This window comes from Streptomyces rubellomurinus, assembly GCF_000961885.1.
GTDB classification, from domain to species: Bacteria; Actinomycetota; Actinomycetes; order Streptomycetales; family Streptomycetaceae; genus Kitasatospora; species Kitasatospora rubellomurina.
Genome location: NZ_JZKH01000006.1, coordinates 93,932 through 108,762, shown reverse-complemented (window position 1 = coordinate 108,762; position 14,831 = coordinate 93,932). Strand labels below are relative to the sequence as shown.

General features: G+C 76.0%; 9 protein-coding genes. 8 read left to right on the top strand and 1 reads right to left on the bottom strand.

Going from position 1 to position 14,831, the window contains the following annotated elements; all coding sequences use genetic code 11:
- Positions 1–9: 9 nt before the first annotated feature.
- Positions 10–750: a tyrosine-protein phosphatase gene (locus VM95_RS05175; protein WP_045692820.1), complete on the bottom strand. Its 741-nt coding sequence runs from the start codon at positions 748–750 to the stop codon at positions 10–12.
- 196 nt (positions 751–946) lie between these two features.
- On the opposite strand from VM95_RS05175, the gene VM95_RS05170 reads away from it, so the two are divergent.
- The 8 genes from VM95_RS05170 (at position 947) to VM95_RS45075 (ending at position 14,769) form a co-directional block, all read left to right on the top strand.
- A complete protein-coding gene (locus VM95_RS05170; protein WP_045692819.1) occupies positions 947–1,726 on the top strand; it encodes a GntR family transcriptional regulator in 780 nt (259 codons plus the stop codon).
- Between the two features lie 118 nt (positions 1,727–1,844).
- A complete protein-coding gene (locus VM95_RS05165; RefSeq protein WP_244178636.1) occupies positions 1,845–2,960 on the top strand; it encodes a PucR family transcriptional regulator in 1,116 nt (371 codons plus the stop codon).
- 248 nt (positions 2,961–3,208) lie between these two features.
- A complete protein-coding gene (locus VM95_RS05160) occupies positions 3,209–3,955 on the top strand; it encodes an OB-fold-containig protein (protein ID WP_045692856.1) in 747 nt (248 codons plus the stop codon).
- A 112-nt stretch (positions 3,956–4,067) separates the two neighbouring features.
- Positions 4,068–6,086 (top strand): flotillin family protein, encoded by a 2,019-nt coding sequence (locus tag VM95_RS05155; RefSeq protein ID WP_045692818.1) that lies wholly within the window; start codon positions 4,068–4,070, stop codon positions 6,084–6,086.
- A gap of 33 nt (positions 6,087–6,119) precedes the next feature.
- The gene (locus VM95_RS45080) at positions 6,120–10,856 is read left to right on the top strand and encodes a DNA repair ATPase (RefSeq protein ID WP_052707151.1); all 4,737 of its coding nucleotides are present in this window, start codon (positions 6,120–6,122) and stop codon (positions 10,854–10,856) included.
- Positions 10,857–10,890: 34 nt separating this feature from the next.
- Positions 10,891–11,328 carry a PPOX class F420-dependent oxidoreductase gene (locus tag VM95_RS05145; protein ID WP_045692816.1) on the top strand — a complete coding sequence of 146 codons (438 nt, stop codon included), beginning with the start codon at positions 10,891–10,893 and terminating at the stop codon, positions 11,326–11,328.
- Positions 11,329–11,407: 79 nt separating this feature from the next.
- On the top strand, positions 11,408–12,214 hold the full coding sequence (locus VM95_RS05140) for an ABC transporter ATP-binding protein (protein ID WP_045692855.1): 807 nt from the start codon (positions 11,408–11,410) through the stop codon (positions 12,212–12,214).
- The gene (locus tag VM95_RS45075; RefSeq protein ID WP_045692815.1) at positions 12,208–14,769 is read left to right on the top strand and encodes an FtsX-like permease family protein; all 2,562 of its coding nucleotides are present in this window, start codon (positions 12,208–12,210) and stop codon (positions 14,767–14,769) included. Before VM95_RS05140 ends, VM95_RS45075 begins: the two co-directional genes overlap by 7 nt.
- The last annotated feature ends 62 nt before the right edge of the window (positions 14,770–14,831 follow it).

Here is a 14,831-nt window from a genome sequence, read left to right as displayed (position 1 = left end):
CCCCTCGGGTCAGGCGGGCAGCGGTGCCGCCTTGTCGCGGAAGGCGCCGAGGGTGGCCGCGGCGACGCCGCAGGCGGGCAGGAAGGCGGCGGCGCCGCCGTGGTGGGTGCGGACGCGGTCGAGGAAGACCGCCATGGCCTCGGCCGGGGCCTCCAACAGCGGTGCGGGGATGGTGAGTTGCCCGCTCTGGACGCGGTCGTTGAGGGCGGTGCGGTGGCGTTCGGCCAGGCCGGCGAAGATCTGCGGGAGGGCCTCGGCGGTGCGGGCGTAGTCGGCGACGATGCGGTCGGCGGGGACGCCGAGCAGGTCGAGGAGCAGCGCGGTGACGAGGCCGGTGCGGTCCTTGCCGGCGGCGCAGTGCAGCAGGACGGCGCCGGGGCGGGCGGCGGCTTCGACGGCGGCGGCGACGGCCCGGGGGGCGGATTCGGCGAGCAGCACGTACCAGTCGCCGAGGTCGGCGGCGGTGGTCATGGTGCCGAGCCGGGCGGCGAGGAGGTCGGTGGCCGGGTCGACGGGGGCGGCGACGACGGCGATGCCCGCCTCGACGGCGGCGGCCCAGTCGGCGGGGTCGGTCTCGCGGGTGTCGCGCAGGTCGACGATGGTGCGGATGTCGCAGGAGCGCAGCTGGTCGACGACGGCCGCGTCGGCGGCGGGGAAGGGCTGTGCGGAGCGGTACAGCACGCCGGCGCGTATCCGGCGGCCCTCGGGGTCGCTGAGGACGGCGGGGTCGCGGAAGTTGACCAGGGACATCGCGGGGCCTTTCGGTGGGGCCGCGCCCCGGACAGGCACGACACATCTAGACGTCTAGATGTGTAACCCGTCGCGGGGGTGCCGGGCAAGCCGCGCCCGGCGGGGACACCCCTCCATCCCACTCCCGCCGGGCCGCCGCGTCGAGCGGAACGGCCGGTGGCCTTCGCCCGGAGCCGCCGCTTCGTAGGATCGGGCCGTGGCCACGAACCCCCCGAGCACCCCGCTGTACCGCCGTCTCGCCCTGCAGCTGCAGGAGCGGATCGACGCCGGCGCCTACCCGGCGGGCGCCCGGCTGCCGAGCGAGCCCGAGCTGAGCGCCGAGTTCGGCGTGAACCGGTTGACCGTGCGGCAGGCAGTGGCGGAGCTGGAGCGCGCGGCCGTGGTGGAGATCCGCCGGGGCGTGGGGACCTTCGTCCGCCCGCCGGCCGTCCGGATCTCGATCGCGGTGGACCCGCGCAGCCAGCGGGTCGACCTGGGCAGCGTGCACGCCGCACTGCCGGACGCGGCGGGCGGAGCGAGCGGCGGGCACGGCGAGGACGGCGAGTTCGTGGTGGGCGCCCCGCCGGTGACGGGGTCGGCGGAGGACGCGGAGGCGGCCCGGCAGCTGGGCCGCACGACGGCCGAGCTGTCCCGGGTGGACTCGGTGATCCGGCACGCGGGCCGGCCGCAGGCGGCCTGCAGCTACTGGGTGCCGTACCGGCCGCTGCCCGCCGAGCTGGTGCGCCCCGGCCACCCGGGGAACCTGGTGCCGGCGCTGGCCCGGGCGACCGGCGTGGAGCTGGAGTACGACTGGCGGGCGTTCGGCGCGGTGGGCGCGGACCTCGCGGACGCCGAACTGCTGGGCGTGCCGCCGGGCACGGCGCTGCTGGTACGCGAGGGCGTCAGCTGCACCCCGGACGGCACCCCGGCGCTGTACGTGCGGCGGCGGATCGACGGCAGCCGCGCCCGCTTCGTGCTGCGCTTCCGGGAGTCGTGAGGCCGCGCCTGCGGCCGGTCCGCACGCGCGGCGGCGCTGATAGCGTTCACCGCCGAGATCATCCGCTCGAACATGGGCAGCAGGACGTGAACAGCAGTCGCACGGGGGTCGGGACACGGTGACCGAGGGGATCGAGCACGACGTACCGACCGAGCTGACCGAGGCCTACCTCGTCCTGCTCGCCGACGCCTCCCGCACCGGGCGGCTGCTGCGCCGCGACGAGCTGGAGGGCCTGCGCGTGCTCGGCGAGCACTGCGCCGAGGCCGGCTACGGCCTGCGCGAGGTGGTCGCGCACTGCCTGGCGGCGGCCCGGCGGGCCTGGCAGACGCTGCCCGGCTCGGCGTCGGCGCTCAGCGTGGCCGAGCTGCGCCGCACCGGCGACGCGGTGCTCGCCGCGACCGACGCCGCGCTGGCGGCGCTGGGCGAGGGGCACGAGCGGGCGCAGCGGATGGCCGTGCGCCAGGAGGAGGCGGCGCGGCGGGAGTTCATCGACGACCTGCTGTACGGGCGCGGCGACCTGGGCCTGCTGGCGGAGCGCGCGGAGCGGTTCGGGCTGCGGCTGGCGGGGGCGTACGCGGTGGCGGTGGCGGTCGGCGAGGAGCCGTTCGCGGACGTCCACCCGCTGGTGCACCGGGTGGAGCGGGAGCTGGTGGGCCGGTTCGGCGAGCGGGACGTCCTGCTGGCGAGCAAGGACGGCCGGCTGGTGTGCATCGCCCCGGACTCCGAGCGGGCCGTGCTGGAGGCGTTCGCGGACCTGACGCTGCGCCCGGGCGCCGGCTACCGCCCGGTGCTGCGGGTGGCGACCGGGCGGCGGCACTCGGGCGCGAGCGGGGTGCTGCGCAGCTACGAGGAGGCGCTGGACGCGCTGGACTACGCACAGCGCCTGGGCCTGGCCGCCCGGCAGTTGAAGGCCGAGGAGCTGCTGGTGTTCCCGGTGCTGATGCGGGACCGGGCGGCGATGGCGGACCTGGTGCGCAGCGTGCTGGGCCCGCTGACGGAGGCGCGCGGCGGCGCCCGTCCGCTGCTGGACACGATCGCGGTGCAGGCGGAGGCGGCGTACGTGAACGCGGAGGCGGCGCGCCGGCTGGGGCTGAGCGTGCGCACCCTGAGCTACCGGCTGGAGCGGATCAAGTCGCTGACGGGGTACGACCCTTCGGACGCGTTGCAGCGCTTCACGCTGGAGACGGCGGCGATGGGGGCGCGGCTGCTGAACTGGCCGGAGCAGCCTCTCTAGGAGGTACGTGCGCGGACCCGGCAACGGGCCGATCGTCTCCCCTGTCCGCCCGCCAACCCCGCTGGGGCGGTCCCGTCGCCCGGCTGTTGCGGAGTTGTTCCACTGTCACCGGGGGCGCGCGCACCAGGGTGTCAAAGGGGCGTAAAGATTGCCGGATCCTGGCAATGTGCGGACGCCCCCCGCGCTGTCACGATCTCCGAGGCGCCGAGGTGCGGTGTCGGACGGAAAGACGGGGGAGCGTGGCCGGGGTGGGGGGATTCGTCACGGCCGCGCTGGCCTTTCCGACCGCGCTGTTCAGTTTCGCGCTGGTGGTGGTCGTCGGGTACTGGCTGTTGATGCTGCTCGGCGGTCTCGGGTTCGACGCCCTGCACGGGGGGCACGGCGTCGGGCACCACGTGGGCGTCGGGCACGGCGGGCACGTGGGTCAGGTGGGTCATGCCGGGCACGGTGCCGGGGGGCACGGTGCGGCCGGTCATGGTGCCGGGGGGCACCATGGCGGGGGCGTGGCGCACGGCGGGCCCGACTCCTCCCACCACCACGGGGGTGTGCTGGACCGGCTGGGGCTGGGCGGGGTTCCGCTGACGGTGGCGGTGTCGCTGCTGGTCGCGATCGCCTGGTTCGTCAGCCTGGCCGGCACCGTCCTCACCACGGGGGCCCCGGCGCGCGGCGGCGTGTTCGCCGTCGCGCTGGTGGCCGCCTGGGCTGGCACCCGGGTGATCGTCCGGCCGCTGTCGCGGCTGTTCCCGCAGGACCGCCCGGTGACCCGGGGGGACTTCGTCGGCCGGGTCTGCGTGATCCGCACCGGCCGGGTGACCGCCGACTTCGGTCAGGCCGAGGTCACCGCCGAGGACGGCTCCACCGCGACCGTCCAGGTCCGCACGGTCGAGGACGACCCCGGGCTGACGGCCGGGCGGACGGCCCTGGTCTTCGACTACGACGCCGACGCCGAGGTGTTCCTGGTCGCGGCCTTCGACCCGTCACCGCCGGGCGCCTGACGGTTCGCCGTCTCTCTTTTCCCGCTTCTCTTTTCCCACTTCCGTTTTCCCACTTCTGATTTCCCGCTTCTGATTTCCCACTTCGCACCACTTCTCGTCAAAGGACTCCGTGATGGACACCATCGCCGTGGGTTTCGGCGTACTCGTCGCCGTCGTGCTGCTCATCCTGCTCGCCGTGCTGCTCTTCGTGGGCCGCCTGTTCCAGAAGGTCGAGCAGGGCAAGGCACTGATCGTCTCCCGCACGAAGAAGGTGGACGTCACCTTCACCGGCGCGATCGTCCTGCCGATCATCCACAAGGCCGAGCTGATGGACATCACCGCGAAGACGGTGGAGATCCACCGGGCCGGCCGGGACGGCCTGATCTGCCGGGACAACATCCGGGCCGACATCCGGATCTCGTTCTTCGTCCGGGTGAACAAGACCGTCGAGGACGTCGTCAAGGTGGCGCAGTCGATCGGCACCGCCCGGGCCAGCGACCCGCAGGCGATCCAGGAGTTCTTCGCGGCGAAGTTCGCCGAGGCGCTGAAGACGGTCGGCAAGCAGCTGGACTTCACCGACCTGTACACCCACCGGCACGAGTTCCGGGACCAGATCATCGCCGTCATCGGCACCGACCTCAACGGGTACACCCTGGAGGACGCGGCGATCGACCACCTGGAACAGACCCCGATGAGCCAGCTGGACTCCGACAACATCCTCGACGCCCAGGGCATCCGCAAGATCACCGAGCTGACCGCGATCGAGCACGTGCGCACCAACGAGTACCAGCGCACCGAGGAGAAGGAGATCACCCGGCAGAACGTCGACGCCCGGGAGACCGTCCTGGAGCTTGAGCGCCGCCAGGCGGACGCCGAGATCCGCCAGCGCCGCGAGATCGAGACTCTGCGGGCCAAGGAGGACGCGGTGATCGCCCGGGTGCAGGAGGAGGAGCGGCTGAACGCGCAGACCGCCTTCCTGCGCACCGAGGAGCTGCTCGGGGTGCAGCGGGAGAACCAGGCCCGCGAGGTCGCGGTGGCGCAGAAGAACCGCGAGCGGGTGATCGCGGTGGAGAACGAGCGGATCGAGAAGGACCGCCTGCTGGAGGTCGTCGGCCGCGAGCGGGAGACCGAACTGGCCGTCATGGCCAAGCAGAAGGAGGTCGAGTCCCGCCGCCGGGAGGTCGCCGACGTGGTCCGCGAGCGGGTCGCGGTGGAGCGCACCGTCGCCGAGCAGGAGGAGGCCGTCAAGACGCTGCGCGCCACCGAGGAGGCCGAGCGGGTCCGCAAGGCGGTCGTCATCCAGGCCGAGGCGGAGGCGCAGGAGAAGCTGGTCAAGGACATCAAGGCCGCCGAGGCCGCCGAGCAGGCCGCCTCCCACAAGGCCCGCGAGGCGCTGGTGCTGGCCGAGGCCCGGCAGCAGGCCGCCGAGCTGGACGCGGCCGCCAAGGTCAAGCTGGCCGAGGGCGTCCGGGCGGAGGCCGCCGCCGAGGGCCTGGCCCGGGTGCAGGTGCGGGAGCAGGAGGCGGCCGCGGTCGAGAAGGTGGGCCGCGCCGAGGCCGTCGTGCAGACCGAGAAGGCCAAGGCCGCCGCGCTGGAGGTCGGCGCCAAGCTGAAGGCGGAGGCCGAGGGCCTGACCGAGAAGGCCGCGGCGATGGCCAAGCTGGACGAGGCCTCGCGCGGGCACGAGGAGTACCGGCTGCGGCTGGCCGCCGAGAAGGACGTCCGGCTGGCCGGGCTGGACGCGCAGCGGCAGATCGCCGAGGCGCAGGCGGCGCTGGTCGCGGCCGGCCTGGAGAAGGCCAAGATCGACATCGTCGGCGGGGACTCGGTCTTCTTCGACAAGCTGGTGCAGTCGGTGTCGGCGGGCAAGGCCGTGGACGCCTTCGTCGGCCACTCGCAGACCGCGCAGACCCTCGCCGGGCCCTGGCTGGACGGCAGCGCCAGCTTCACCGAGGACCTGACCCGGGTGCTGTCCTCGGTCTCCACGGCCGACGTGCAGAACCTCACCGTCTCCGCGCTGCTGCTGAGGCTGATCGGCGCGGGCGGCGGCGAGCAGGCCGGCCAGCTGCGCCAACTGCTGGACTCCGCGAAGAAGTTGGGCATCGCCGAGACGCCGATCGGGGCGCTCGCGACGGCCAACGGCAGCAAGTAGTCACCCCCGCACCGCACACCTGAGGAACTGACCGTGGACGCCACCGCCGCCTCCGCCTCCGACACCCGGCTCGACGCCGGCACCTACGAGGTCCTGCGCGACCGGCTCGCCCGGGCCGCCGCCGAACTCGCCGACCGGGCCACGGCGTTGAACGCCCGCCGGGTCGCCGAGTTCGGCGGCGGGGAGCTGCGGCTGGCCGGCACCGGACGGCTCACCACCGCCCGGGCCTGCCTGCCGCAGGACCTCACCGCCGCCGGCGGGCTGCTCCTGCTCGGCACCCGGCCCGTCGAACCCGGCGGCGACGACGAGGACTTCACCGCGGCCCTCACCGTCCACCACCCCGACCTCTCCCCCGCGCCCGCCGCGGGCACCCTGCTCGACGACCCCCGGCTGCGCCAGGACCTCGCCGACCTGCGCCGCTACTTCCGCGACGCCCGGCTGGACCGGCTGCGCCCGACCGCCGGCCGGCTGCTCGCCGTCTTCCGCACCGGCCCGGCCGCCGCCGACGTCCGCGTCCTGCGCTGGCTCGCCCCCGACGAGGGGCGGCCGAGCTACCACGACGGCCGCGGCGAGCGCGACCACACCCCGGCGGACGGGCAGCAGCTCGACTGGACGCCGCTCACCCGCGACGACCAGCTGCCCGCCGCCCCCGGCACCCCGCCGCGCGCCGACCTCGCCGGGGAGCTCCACCTCGGCGTCGACGGCGGCCGGCTCACCCTCACCGCCCCGGACGGCCGCGCACTGCACCACGAGCCACTGGCCGAGGCGCTGCAGACCCTCGCCGACGCCCGGATCGCCCACGCCCGCCTGGGCACCCTGCTGCTCGTACGGGTGCGCCCGTACCAGGAGGAGACCGTCCGGCACCTGGTCGTCCACCTGCCCACCGGCACCGTCACCCGGATCGACGCGCTCGGCCAGGCCTGCCTGCGGCTGCCCGCCGACCAGGGCGTCGCCTTCCCCGGCGGCTGCCACCTCGCGGACGGCACCGTGCGCACCTTCGACCAGCCGGTGGACGGCCTCGCGTACGAGCGCACCGTCGTCTCGCCCAACGGCGAGGACGTGCTGTACGAGTTCCGCTCCCCCGTCGACGGCCGCGCCCTGCTCCAGCCGTACAACTCCGTCCGTCAGGAGGCCGCCGCCCCGCTCGCCTGCCAGGGCTACGCGCTGCTCGACGACGGCACCCTGATCGCCCTGCGCCCCGCCGAGGACGGGCCCGCCCGGATGCACCCCGTCCAGCTGTGGCGGACCCCGTTCACCAGCGAGCGGCACGCCGCCGAACAGCCGCCCGGCCACGGCCCGCTGGCCCGGATCGGCAACGCCGACCTGGTCCGCGGCCTCGCCGACTGCCTCGCCCTCGCCCGGCTCGCCGCCGCCGGCGCCGACACCCCGGCCGGCCACCGGGCCGTCCTCGCCGCCTGCACCCGCACCGCCGACCGGCACCACTGGCTCGGCCAGGACGGCCTCGGCGACCTCGCCGCACCGCTCGCCGAGATCCACGACACCGCCCGCCGGGTCATCGCCGAGTACGAGGCGATCGCCCAGCTCACCGCGCACGCCGCCGGCCAGGTCGCGGAGGCCGCCGAGCACGTCGAGGGCCTGCTGCGCACCGCGCGCGGCGAGACCCTGGCCGACGCCGCCGAGTGGGTCGACCGGCTGGCCGGGCTGCGCCGCGCCCAGGGCCGGGTGGAGGCGCTGCGCGAACTGCCGCGCGTCCGCGTCGACCGGGTGGACGCGCTCGCCGCGCACCTCGCCGAGGGCCTGGCCGAGGCCGCCGGACGGGCCGTCGACCGGCTCGCCGAGCCGACCGCCTTCGCACCGCACCGCCGCCGGGCCGGCGACCTCGCCGAGGCCTGCGCCGCGATCGCGACCGCCGCCGAGGCCGCGCCGCTGTTCGAGCGCCTGGGCGAGCAGAGCGAGGCCCTGCAGACCGTCTCCGAACTGGTCGGCACCCTCGACCTGGCCGACGCCACCACCCGCACCGCCGTCCTCGACCGGCTCGCCGACGTCCTCGGCCTGCTCAACCGGGCCCGCGCCGCGCTCACCGTCCGCCGCCGCGAGCTGCGCACCCGGGAGGCCGCCGCCGAGTTCGCCGCCGAGACGGCCCTGCTCGCCCAGGCCGTCACCGCCGCGCTCGCCGCCGCCGACACCCCCGAGTCCTGCGACGACCAGCTCGGCCGGCTGCTGCTGCGGATCGAACAGCTGGAGACCCGCTTCGCCGACGCCGACCCGGCCCTCGGCGAGCAGCTCGCCGACCGGCGCGCCGAGATCCACGACGCGCTCACCGCCCGCCGCCAGCACCTGCTGGAGGAGCGCGCCCGCCGCGCCGACCGGCTGGCCGCCTCCGCCGACCGCATCCTCGACACCCTGCACCGGCGGCTCGCCGCGCTCGACACCGCCGCCGAGATCGACGCCGCCTTCGCCGCCGACCCGACCGCCGTCAAACTCCGCGACCTGGCCGCTCGGTTGACCGAACTCGGCGACCGGGTCCGGGCCGAGGAGCTGACCGGACGGCTGCGCGCCGCCCGTGGCCGGGCCCGCCGCGCGCTGCGCGACCGCGCCGAACTCGCCGGCGACGGCCCCGGCACCCTGCGGCTCGGCCGCCACCTGTTCGCCGTCACCACCCAGCGGCCCGAACTCACCCTGCTGCCCTGGCGCGGCCGCCCCGCCTTCACCCTCACCGGCACCGACTACCGCTCCCCCGTCACCGACCCGGCCTTCGCCGCCACCGAACGCTACTGGGCGCGGCCGCTGCCCTCCGAGACGCCCGCGCTGTACCGCGCCGAGTACCTGGCGGCGAGCCTGCTGCTGGCCGCCGAACCGGGGGCGCTCCCGCCGGACCTCGACCTGCTGGAGTACGTGCGGCGGGCCGCCGAGCAGCGGCCCGACGAGGGCTACCAGCGCGGGGTGCACGACCACGACGCGGCGCTGCTGCTCGGCGCGCTGCTGCGACTCGACGCCCGGGCCGGGCTGCTGCGGCACCCGGCCGAGGCCCGGGCGGCCGCGCAGCTGTACTGGGCGCACGGCACGGACGAGCGGCAGCGGCTGGTCTGGCACACCCGGGCCCGCTCGCTGGCCCTCGCCCGGCGGGCCTTCGGGGTGGCCGTCCCGGCGCTGGACGAGCTGGCGGCCGAACTCGGGGCCGCGGTGGCGGAGTTCGTCCCGGGTGCGGCGGGGGCCGGCCAGTACCTGGTGGCCGAACTCGCCGCCGCCGAGCCGGTGTTCGCGTACTCGACGGGGGCCTCGGCGCTGCTCGACAAGTTCCGCGCCGCGCCCGAGTCGGCCGGGCTGACGGAGGCGCTCACCGCGCTGCCGGACGAGCCCTCGCTGCTGCCCGTACGACGCCAACTCGCCGCCGCCTGGCTGGAGTCGGCCGCCACCGACGCCGACCCCGGCGACCTCGCCGAGGCCGCCGCCGCACTGCTCTGCCCCGCGCTGCCGCGCCGCGCCGCCGAGGGCGCGGTCGGCGCCCGGCTGACCGGCCTGCTCGGCGACCACCCGCGGGTCCGGGGCGGCGCGTTGGACCTGCGGCTGGACGAACTGCTGGCTCGGGTACGGGAGTTCGAGGCGGTGGAGGTGCCCGGCCACCGTGCCTACCAGCGGCTGCGCACCGAGCTGCTGGCCGCCGAGCACGCCCGGCTGCGGCTCGACCAGTACCGGCCGGCACCGCTCAACGGCTTCGTCCGCAACCGGCTCATCGACCAGGTGTACCTGCCGCTGGTCGGCGACAACCTCGCCAAGCAGCTCGGCACCGCCGAGGCCGGCGGGCCCGTCGACCGCAGCGGCCTGCTGCTGCTCGTCTCCCCGCCCGGCTACGGCAAGACCACCCTGGTCGAGTACCTGGCCGAACGGCTCGGCCTGCTGCTGGTGTCCGTCAGCGGCCCCGCCCTCGGCCACCGCGTCACCTCGCTCGACCCGGCCGAGGCCCCCGACGCCACCTCCCGGCGCGAGCTGGAGAAGCTCAACTTCGCCCTGCACGCGGGCGACAACGTGCTGCTCTACCTCGACGACGTCCAGCACACCTCGCCCGAGTTCCTGCAACGCTTCATCCCGCTGTGCGACGCCCAGCGCCGGATCGACGGCGTGTGGGACGGCGAGGCCCGCGCGTGGGACCTGCGCGGCAAGCGCTTCGCCGTCGTGATGGCCGCCAACCCGTACACCGAGTCCGGCCGGCTGTTCCGGCTGCCCGACATGCTCGCCAACCGCGCCGACGTCTGGAACCTCGGCGACGCCGTCGCCGGGCGCGAGGACCTGTTCGCGCTCAGCTTCGTCGAGAACGCCCTGCCCGCCAACCCCCACCTGGCCGCGCTCGCCACCGCCGAACGGGCCGACCTGGACACCCTGCTCGCACGCGCCTCGGGCACCCCCGGCGGGCAGCTCGGCGCCGCCTGGCCGGCCGCCGAGGTCGAGCGCACCACCGCCGTCCTGGCCGGTCTGCTGCACCTGCGCGGCACCGTCCTGGCCGTCAACCGCGCCTACCTCGCCTCGGCCGCGCAGGACGACCGCGCCCGCACCGAGCCCCCGTTCCTCCTCCAGGGCTCCTACCGCAACATGGCCAAACTCGCCCAGCGCCTCGACCCGGCCCTCACCCGCCCCGAACTCGACGCCCTGCTCACCGAGCACTACCGCGCCGAGGCCCAGCCGCTGGGCGCCGACACCGAGGCGCAGCTGCTCAAGCTGGCCGAGCTGCGGGGCACCCTGACGCCGGAGCAGGCGCGGCGGTGGGCGGAGCTGAAGCGCGCCTGGCGTCCGGACCGGGTCGAACGCCCTTGACCTCAAGGGCACTTCAGGTCCTACGGTCGGCCGCATGACCTTCCGCACGACCTTCCGCACGACCTTGACCGAACGCGAGCGCGCGTACCTCGCCGGCCAGCCGCTGGCCCGCCTGGCCACCATCGGCCCCGGGGGCGGGCCGCACGTCCGCCCGGTGGGGTTCCGGCTCAACGCCGACGGCACCATCGACATCGGCGGCCCGGACAACGCCCGCAGCCGCAAGTACCGCAACGCCCGGGCCTGCCCGGAGGTCTCGGTGCTGATCGACGACCTGGCCCCCGCCGACGACCCGGTGGCGCCGGGCTGGGGCCGCGGCGTCGAGATCAGGGGCCGCGCGGAACTCGTGACCGTCGACGTGCCGCCGGTCCAGCCGGACGCGTTCAGCAAGGACGTCATCCGGGTGCACCCCCGGCGGATCATCACCTGGAACCTGGCGGCGCGCGGGAGCACCGCCCGCGACCTGGGGGTGTAGCTGGGGTGTAGCTGGCTACACCCCCGGAAGTGAACCCTCGGCCATGGGAGCGGCCCGTCCCACCTGCTGAAATATGATCATGAACAGCAGCACGCCGCCGGACTTCGCCGTCGAACTCCGCTCCGTCCGCCGGACCTACCGGCGCGGCCCCGAACCCGTCGTGGGCCTGGCCGAGGTGAGCATCGGGTTCCCGTTCGGGACCTTCACCGCCGTCATGGGCCCCTCCGGCTCCGGCAAGTCCACCCTGCTGCGGTCGGCCGCCGGCCTGGAGGCCATCGACGGCGGCGAGGTGCGGGTCGACGGCACCGTGCTCGGCGGCCTGCGCGACAAGCAGCTGACGGTGCTGCGCCGGGAGCGGATCGGCTTCGTCTTCCAGTCCTTCAACCTGCTCCCCGCCCTGACCGCCGCCCAGAACGTGGCGCTCCCCGCCCGGCTGGCGGGCCGGCGCCCGGCACCCGCCGAGGTCACGGCCGCGCTGGCCGCGGTCGGCCTCGCCGACCGCGCCGGGCACCGGCCGGGCGAGCTCTCCGGGGGCCAGCAGCAGCGGGTCGCCATCGCCCGGGCGCTGATCACCCGCCCGGCCGTCCTGCTCGCCGACGAGCCGACCGGCGCGCTGGACACCACCAGCGGCCGCGAAGTCCTCGCCCTGCTGCGCGACATGGCCGACGACCCCACCCGGGCCGTGGTCATGGTCACCCACGACCCGGTCGCCGCCTCCTACGCGGACCGGGTGGTCTTCCTCCGGGACGGCCGGCTGGCGGGCGAGCTGGAGCGGCCGACCGCCGAGCAGGTCGCCGCCCGGATGACCGCGCTGGAAACCGCGCCGGAAACCGCGCCGGAAACCGTGACCGCGCCGGAAACCGCGCAGGAGGCCGTCGCATGCTGACGCTCGCCCTCGCCTCCGTCCGGCTGCGCTGGGCCTCCTTCGTCGGCAGCTTCGTCGCGCTGACCTGCGGGGTCGCCCTGATGGCCGTCTCCGTCCTGGTCATCGCCGCCACCACCGACGTCCCCGACCAGGGCCGCCAGCGCTTCTCGCAGGCACCCGTCCTGGTGACCGCGAACCTCGGCGTGGACTTCCGGACCGCGACCGGCGAGACCTCGACGACCCCGGTCGCCGCCCAGCCGGGCCTGTCGCCCGAGCTGATCGCCGCCGTCGCCGCGACCGGCCGCGCCGTCCCGGACCGCACCTTCTACGCCCAGCTCGCGGACGGCCCGAGCTCGCAGGTCGGCCGCGCCTGGTCCGCCGCCGAGCTCGGCGGCTACCGCCTGACGGCCGGTTCCGCGCCCGCCGCCGACGACCAGGTCGTCCTCGGCGGCGGCAGCCCGGAGCAGGTCGGCCGGCCGGTCCGGTACGTCACCGCGGACGGCCCGCACACCGCGACGGTCTCCGGCGTCACCGAGGCGGAGCCGTTCGAACACGCCGTCTTCTTCACCGACGCGCAGGCCGCCCGGTACTGCCCCTCGGTCGGCGTGCTGGCCGCGTTCGGCCCGGCCGACGCGGTGCGCCGGGCCGTGTTCGCCGCCGGCGGCGAGCACGTCGCCCGGGTGCTCACCGGCGGCGACCGCGCCCAGGCCGACCCGCACCACGCCGAGGTCAGCCACCGGCTGGAGGACGTCCAGACCCCGCTCGGCCTGTCCGCCGCGGTCTCCGCCGGCACCGCCGTCTTCGTGGTGGCCGGCACCTTCGCCCTGTCGATCGCCCAGCGCCGCCGCGAACTCGCGCTGCTGCGGCTGATCGGCGCCACCCGCCGCCAACTGCGCACCCTGGTCCACCGGGAGGCCCTGGTGGTCGGCGTGCTCGCCTCCGCCGCCGGGTGCGCGCTCGGCGCGGCCGGGGCGGCGCCGGCCGGCCGCTGGCTGGTCGAACGCGACCTGGTACCGCCCGGCTTCACCGTCCCGATCGCCTGGTGGGCGCTGCTGACCGCCGCCGTGATCGGGCTGCTCACCGCCCTCGGCGGCGTGCTGCTCTCCTCGCTCAAGGCCGGGCTGATCAGCCCCGGAGAGGCGCTCGCCGACGCCGACGTCGAACGGCCCTCGCGGCTCTCGCTGGCCTTCCGCTGGACCGCCGGCCTGCTGGTGCTGGGCGGCGCGCTCGCGGCCGTCGCGGTCACCGCCGAGTACTGGCCCGACGCGGCCGCCAACGCCGCCGACTCACTCAGCCTGCTGCTCGCCGTCGTCGCCGGCTGCGTGCTGCTGGCGGGCGTGCTGGCCGGGCCGACGATCCGGCTGCTGACCCTGCTGCCCGGCCTCGCGGCCCGGCTGCGCGGGCGCACCGCCGAGGACGGCGGCGGCATCGTCTGGGCCACCGCCCGGCAGAGCTCGCTCACCGCCTTCCGGCGCACCGCCGCGACCACCACCCCGGTGGTGCTGATCGTCGCCTTCGCCGGCTGCCTGCTCGGCAGCATCGACACCATCAACCGCGCGCAGGTCACCGAGGTCCGCAACCGGCTCGCCGCCGCCGACTTCGTCGTCACCCCGGCCGGCACGCCGGGGCTCAACCGGGCCGTGGTCGACCGCGTCCGCGCCGTACCCGGCGTGCGGGCGCTGGTGACCACCCCGACCGCCGTCCTGGCCGCCGACGTGACCGGCCAGTCCCTGGTGCCCTTCCGCGCCGCCGCCGCCGACCCGGCCGCACTCGCCGAGGTCGACCGCCTGCCCGTCGTGGCGGGCTCGCTCGCCGACCTGCGCCCCGGCTCGGTCGTGCTCAGCCGCACCTGGCCCGGCTCGCCGCAGGTCGGGCAGCAGGTGGACGTCCGGCTGGCCGACGGCACGCCGCGCAGCCTGCGGGTCGCCGCCCTGCTCGGCACCGGCGCCGAGGCCGTCCAGGCCTGGGTCACCCCGGCCGACGCCGTCACCGGCGGCGTCGGCGGCCCGGCCCTCACCGACCGGATCGACCTGCGGCTGCTGCCCGGCGCCGACCGGCAGCAGGCCGCCACCGCGCTGCGGACCGCCGTGGACGGGCTCGGCGCCCGGCTCGCCACCCCGGAGGAGATCTGGTCGGGTGCCACCGACAGCACCGAAGAGGCCTCCTGGAACGCCCTGCTGATGATCCTCGGCCTGGCGATCTGCTACGCGGCGATCGCGCTCGCCAACTCGCTGGTCATGACCGTCACCGACCGGCGGCGGGAACTCTCCCTGCTCCGCCTGGCCGGCGCCACCAAGGCCCAGGTGCTGCGCGCCGTCGCCGTCGAAACCCTGCTGTGCGTGGCCGCCGGCACCCTCCTCGGCGCCCTCGGCACGGCCCTCAGCGTCGGCGGCTCCTGGGCCGCACTCACCCACCTCGTCGGCCCGACCCCGGCCGTCGTCCCCTGGGGCGTGCTGGCCACCCTCGCCACCTGCTGCGCGGCCATCGCCCTGACCGCCGCCGTACTCCCCGCCGCCCTCACCCTCCGCGGCCGCGACGGCCAATCCATCCTCCGCGGAGCCACCGGCCCGGCCTGAAGCGGCCAGGGACGGCGTCGCACGAGAAGTCGGCCGGTCCGACTTCTCGTGCGACGCCGCTG

Coding starts and splice junctions, on each gene's coding strand:
- VM95_RS05155 (WP_045692818.1), top strand. CDS start 4,068: ATGGACACCATCGCCGTGGGTTTCGGCGTACTCGTCGCCGTCGTGCTG.
- VM95_RS05175 (WP_045692820.1), bottom strand. CDS start 750: ATGTCCCTGGTCAACTTCCGCGACCCCGCCGTCCTCAGCGACCCCGAG.
- VM95_RS05140 (WP_045692855.1), top strand. CDS start 11,408: ATGAACAGCAGCACGCCGCCGGACTTCGCCGTCGAACTCCGCTCCGTC.
- VM95_RS05145 (WP_045692816.1), top strand. CDS start 10,891: ATGACCTTCCGCACGACCTTCCGCACGACCTTGACCGAACGCGAGCGC.
- VM95_RS45075 (WP_045692815.1), top strand. CDS start 12,208: ATGCTGACGCTCGCCCTCGCCTCCGTCCGGCTGCGCTGGGCCTCCTTC.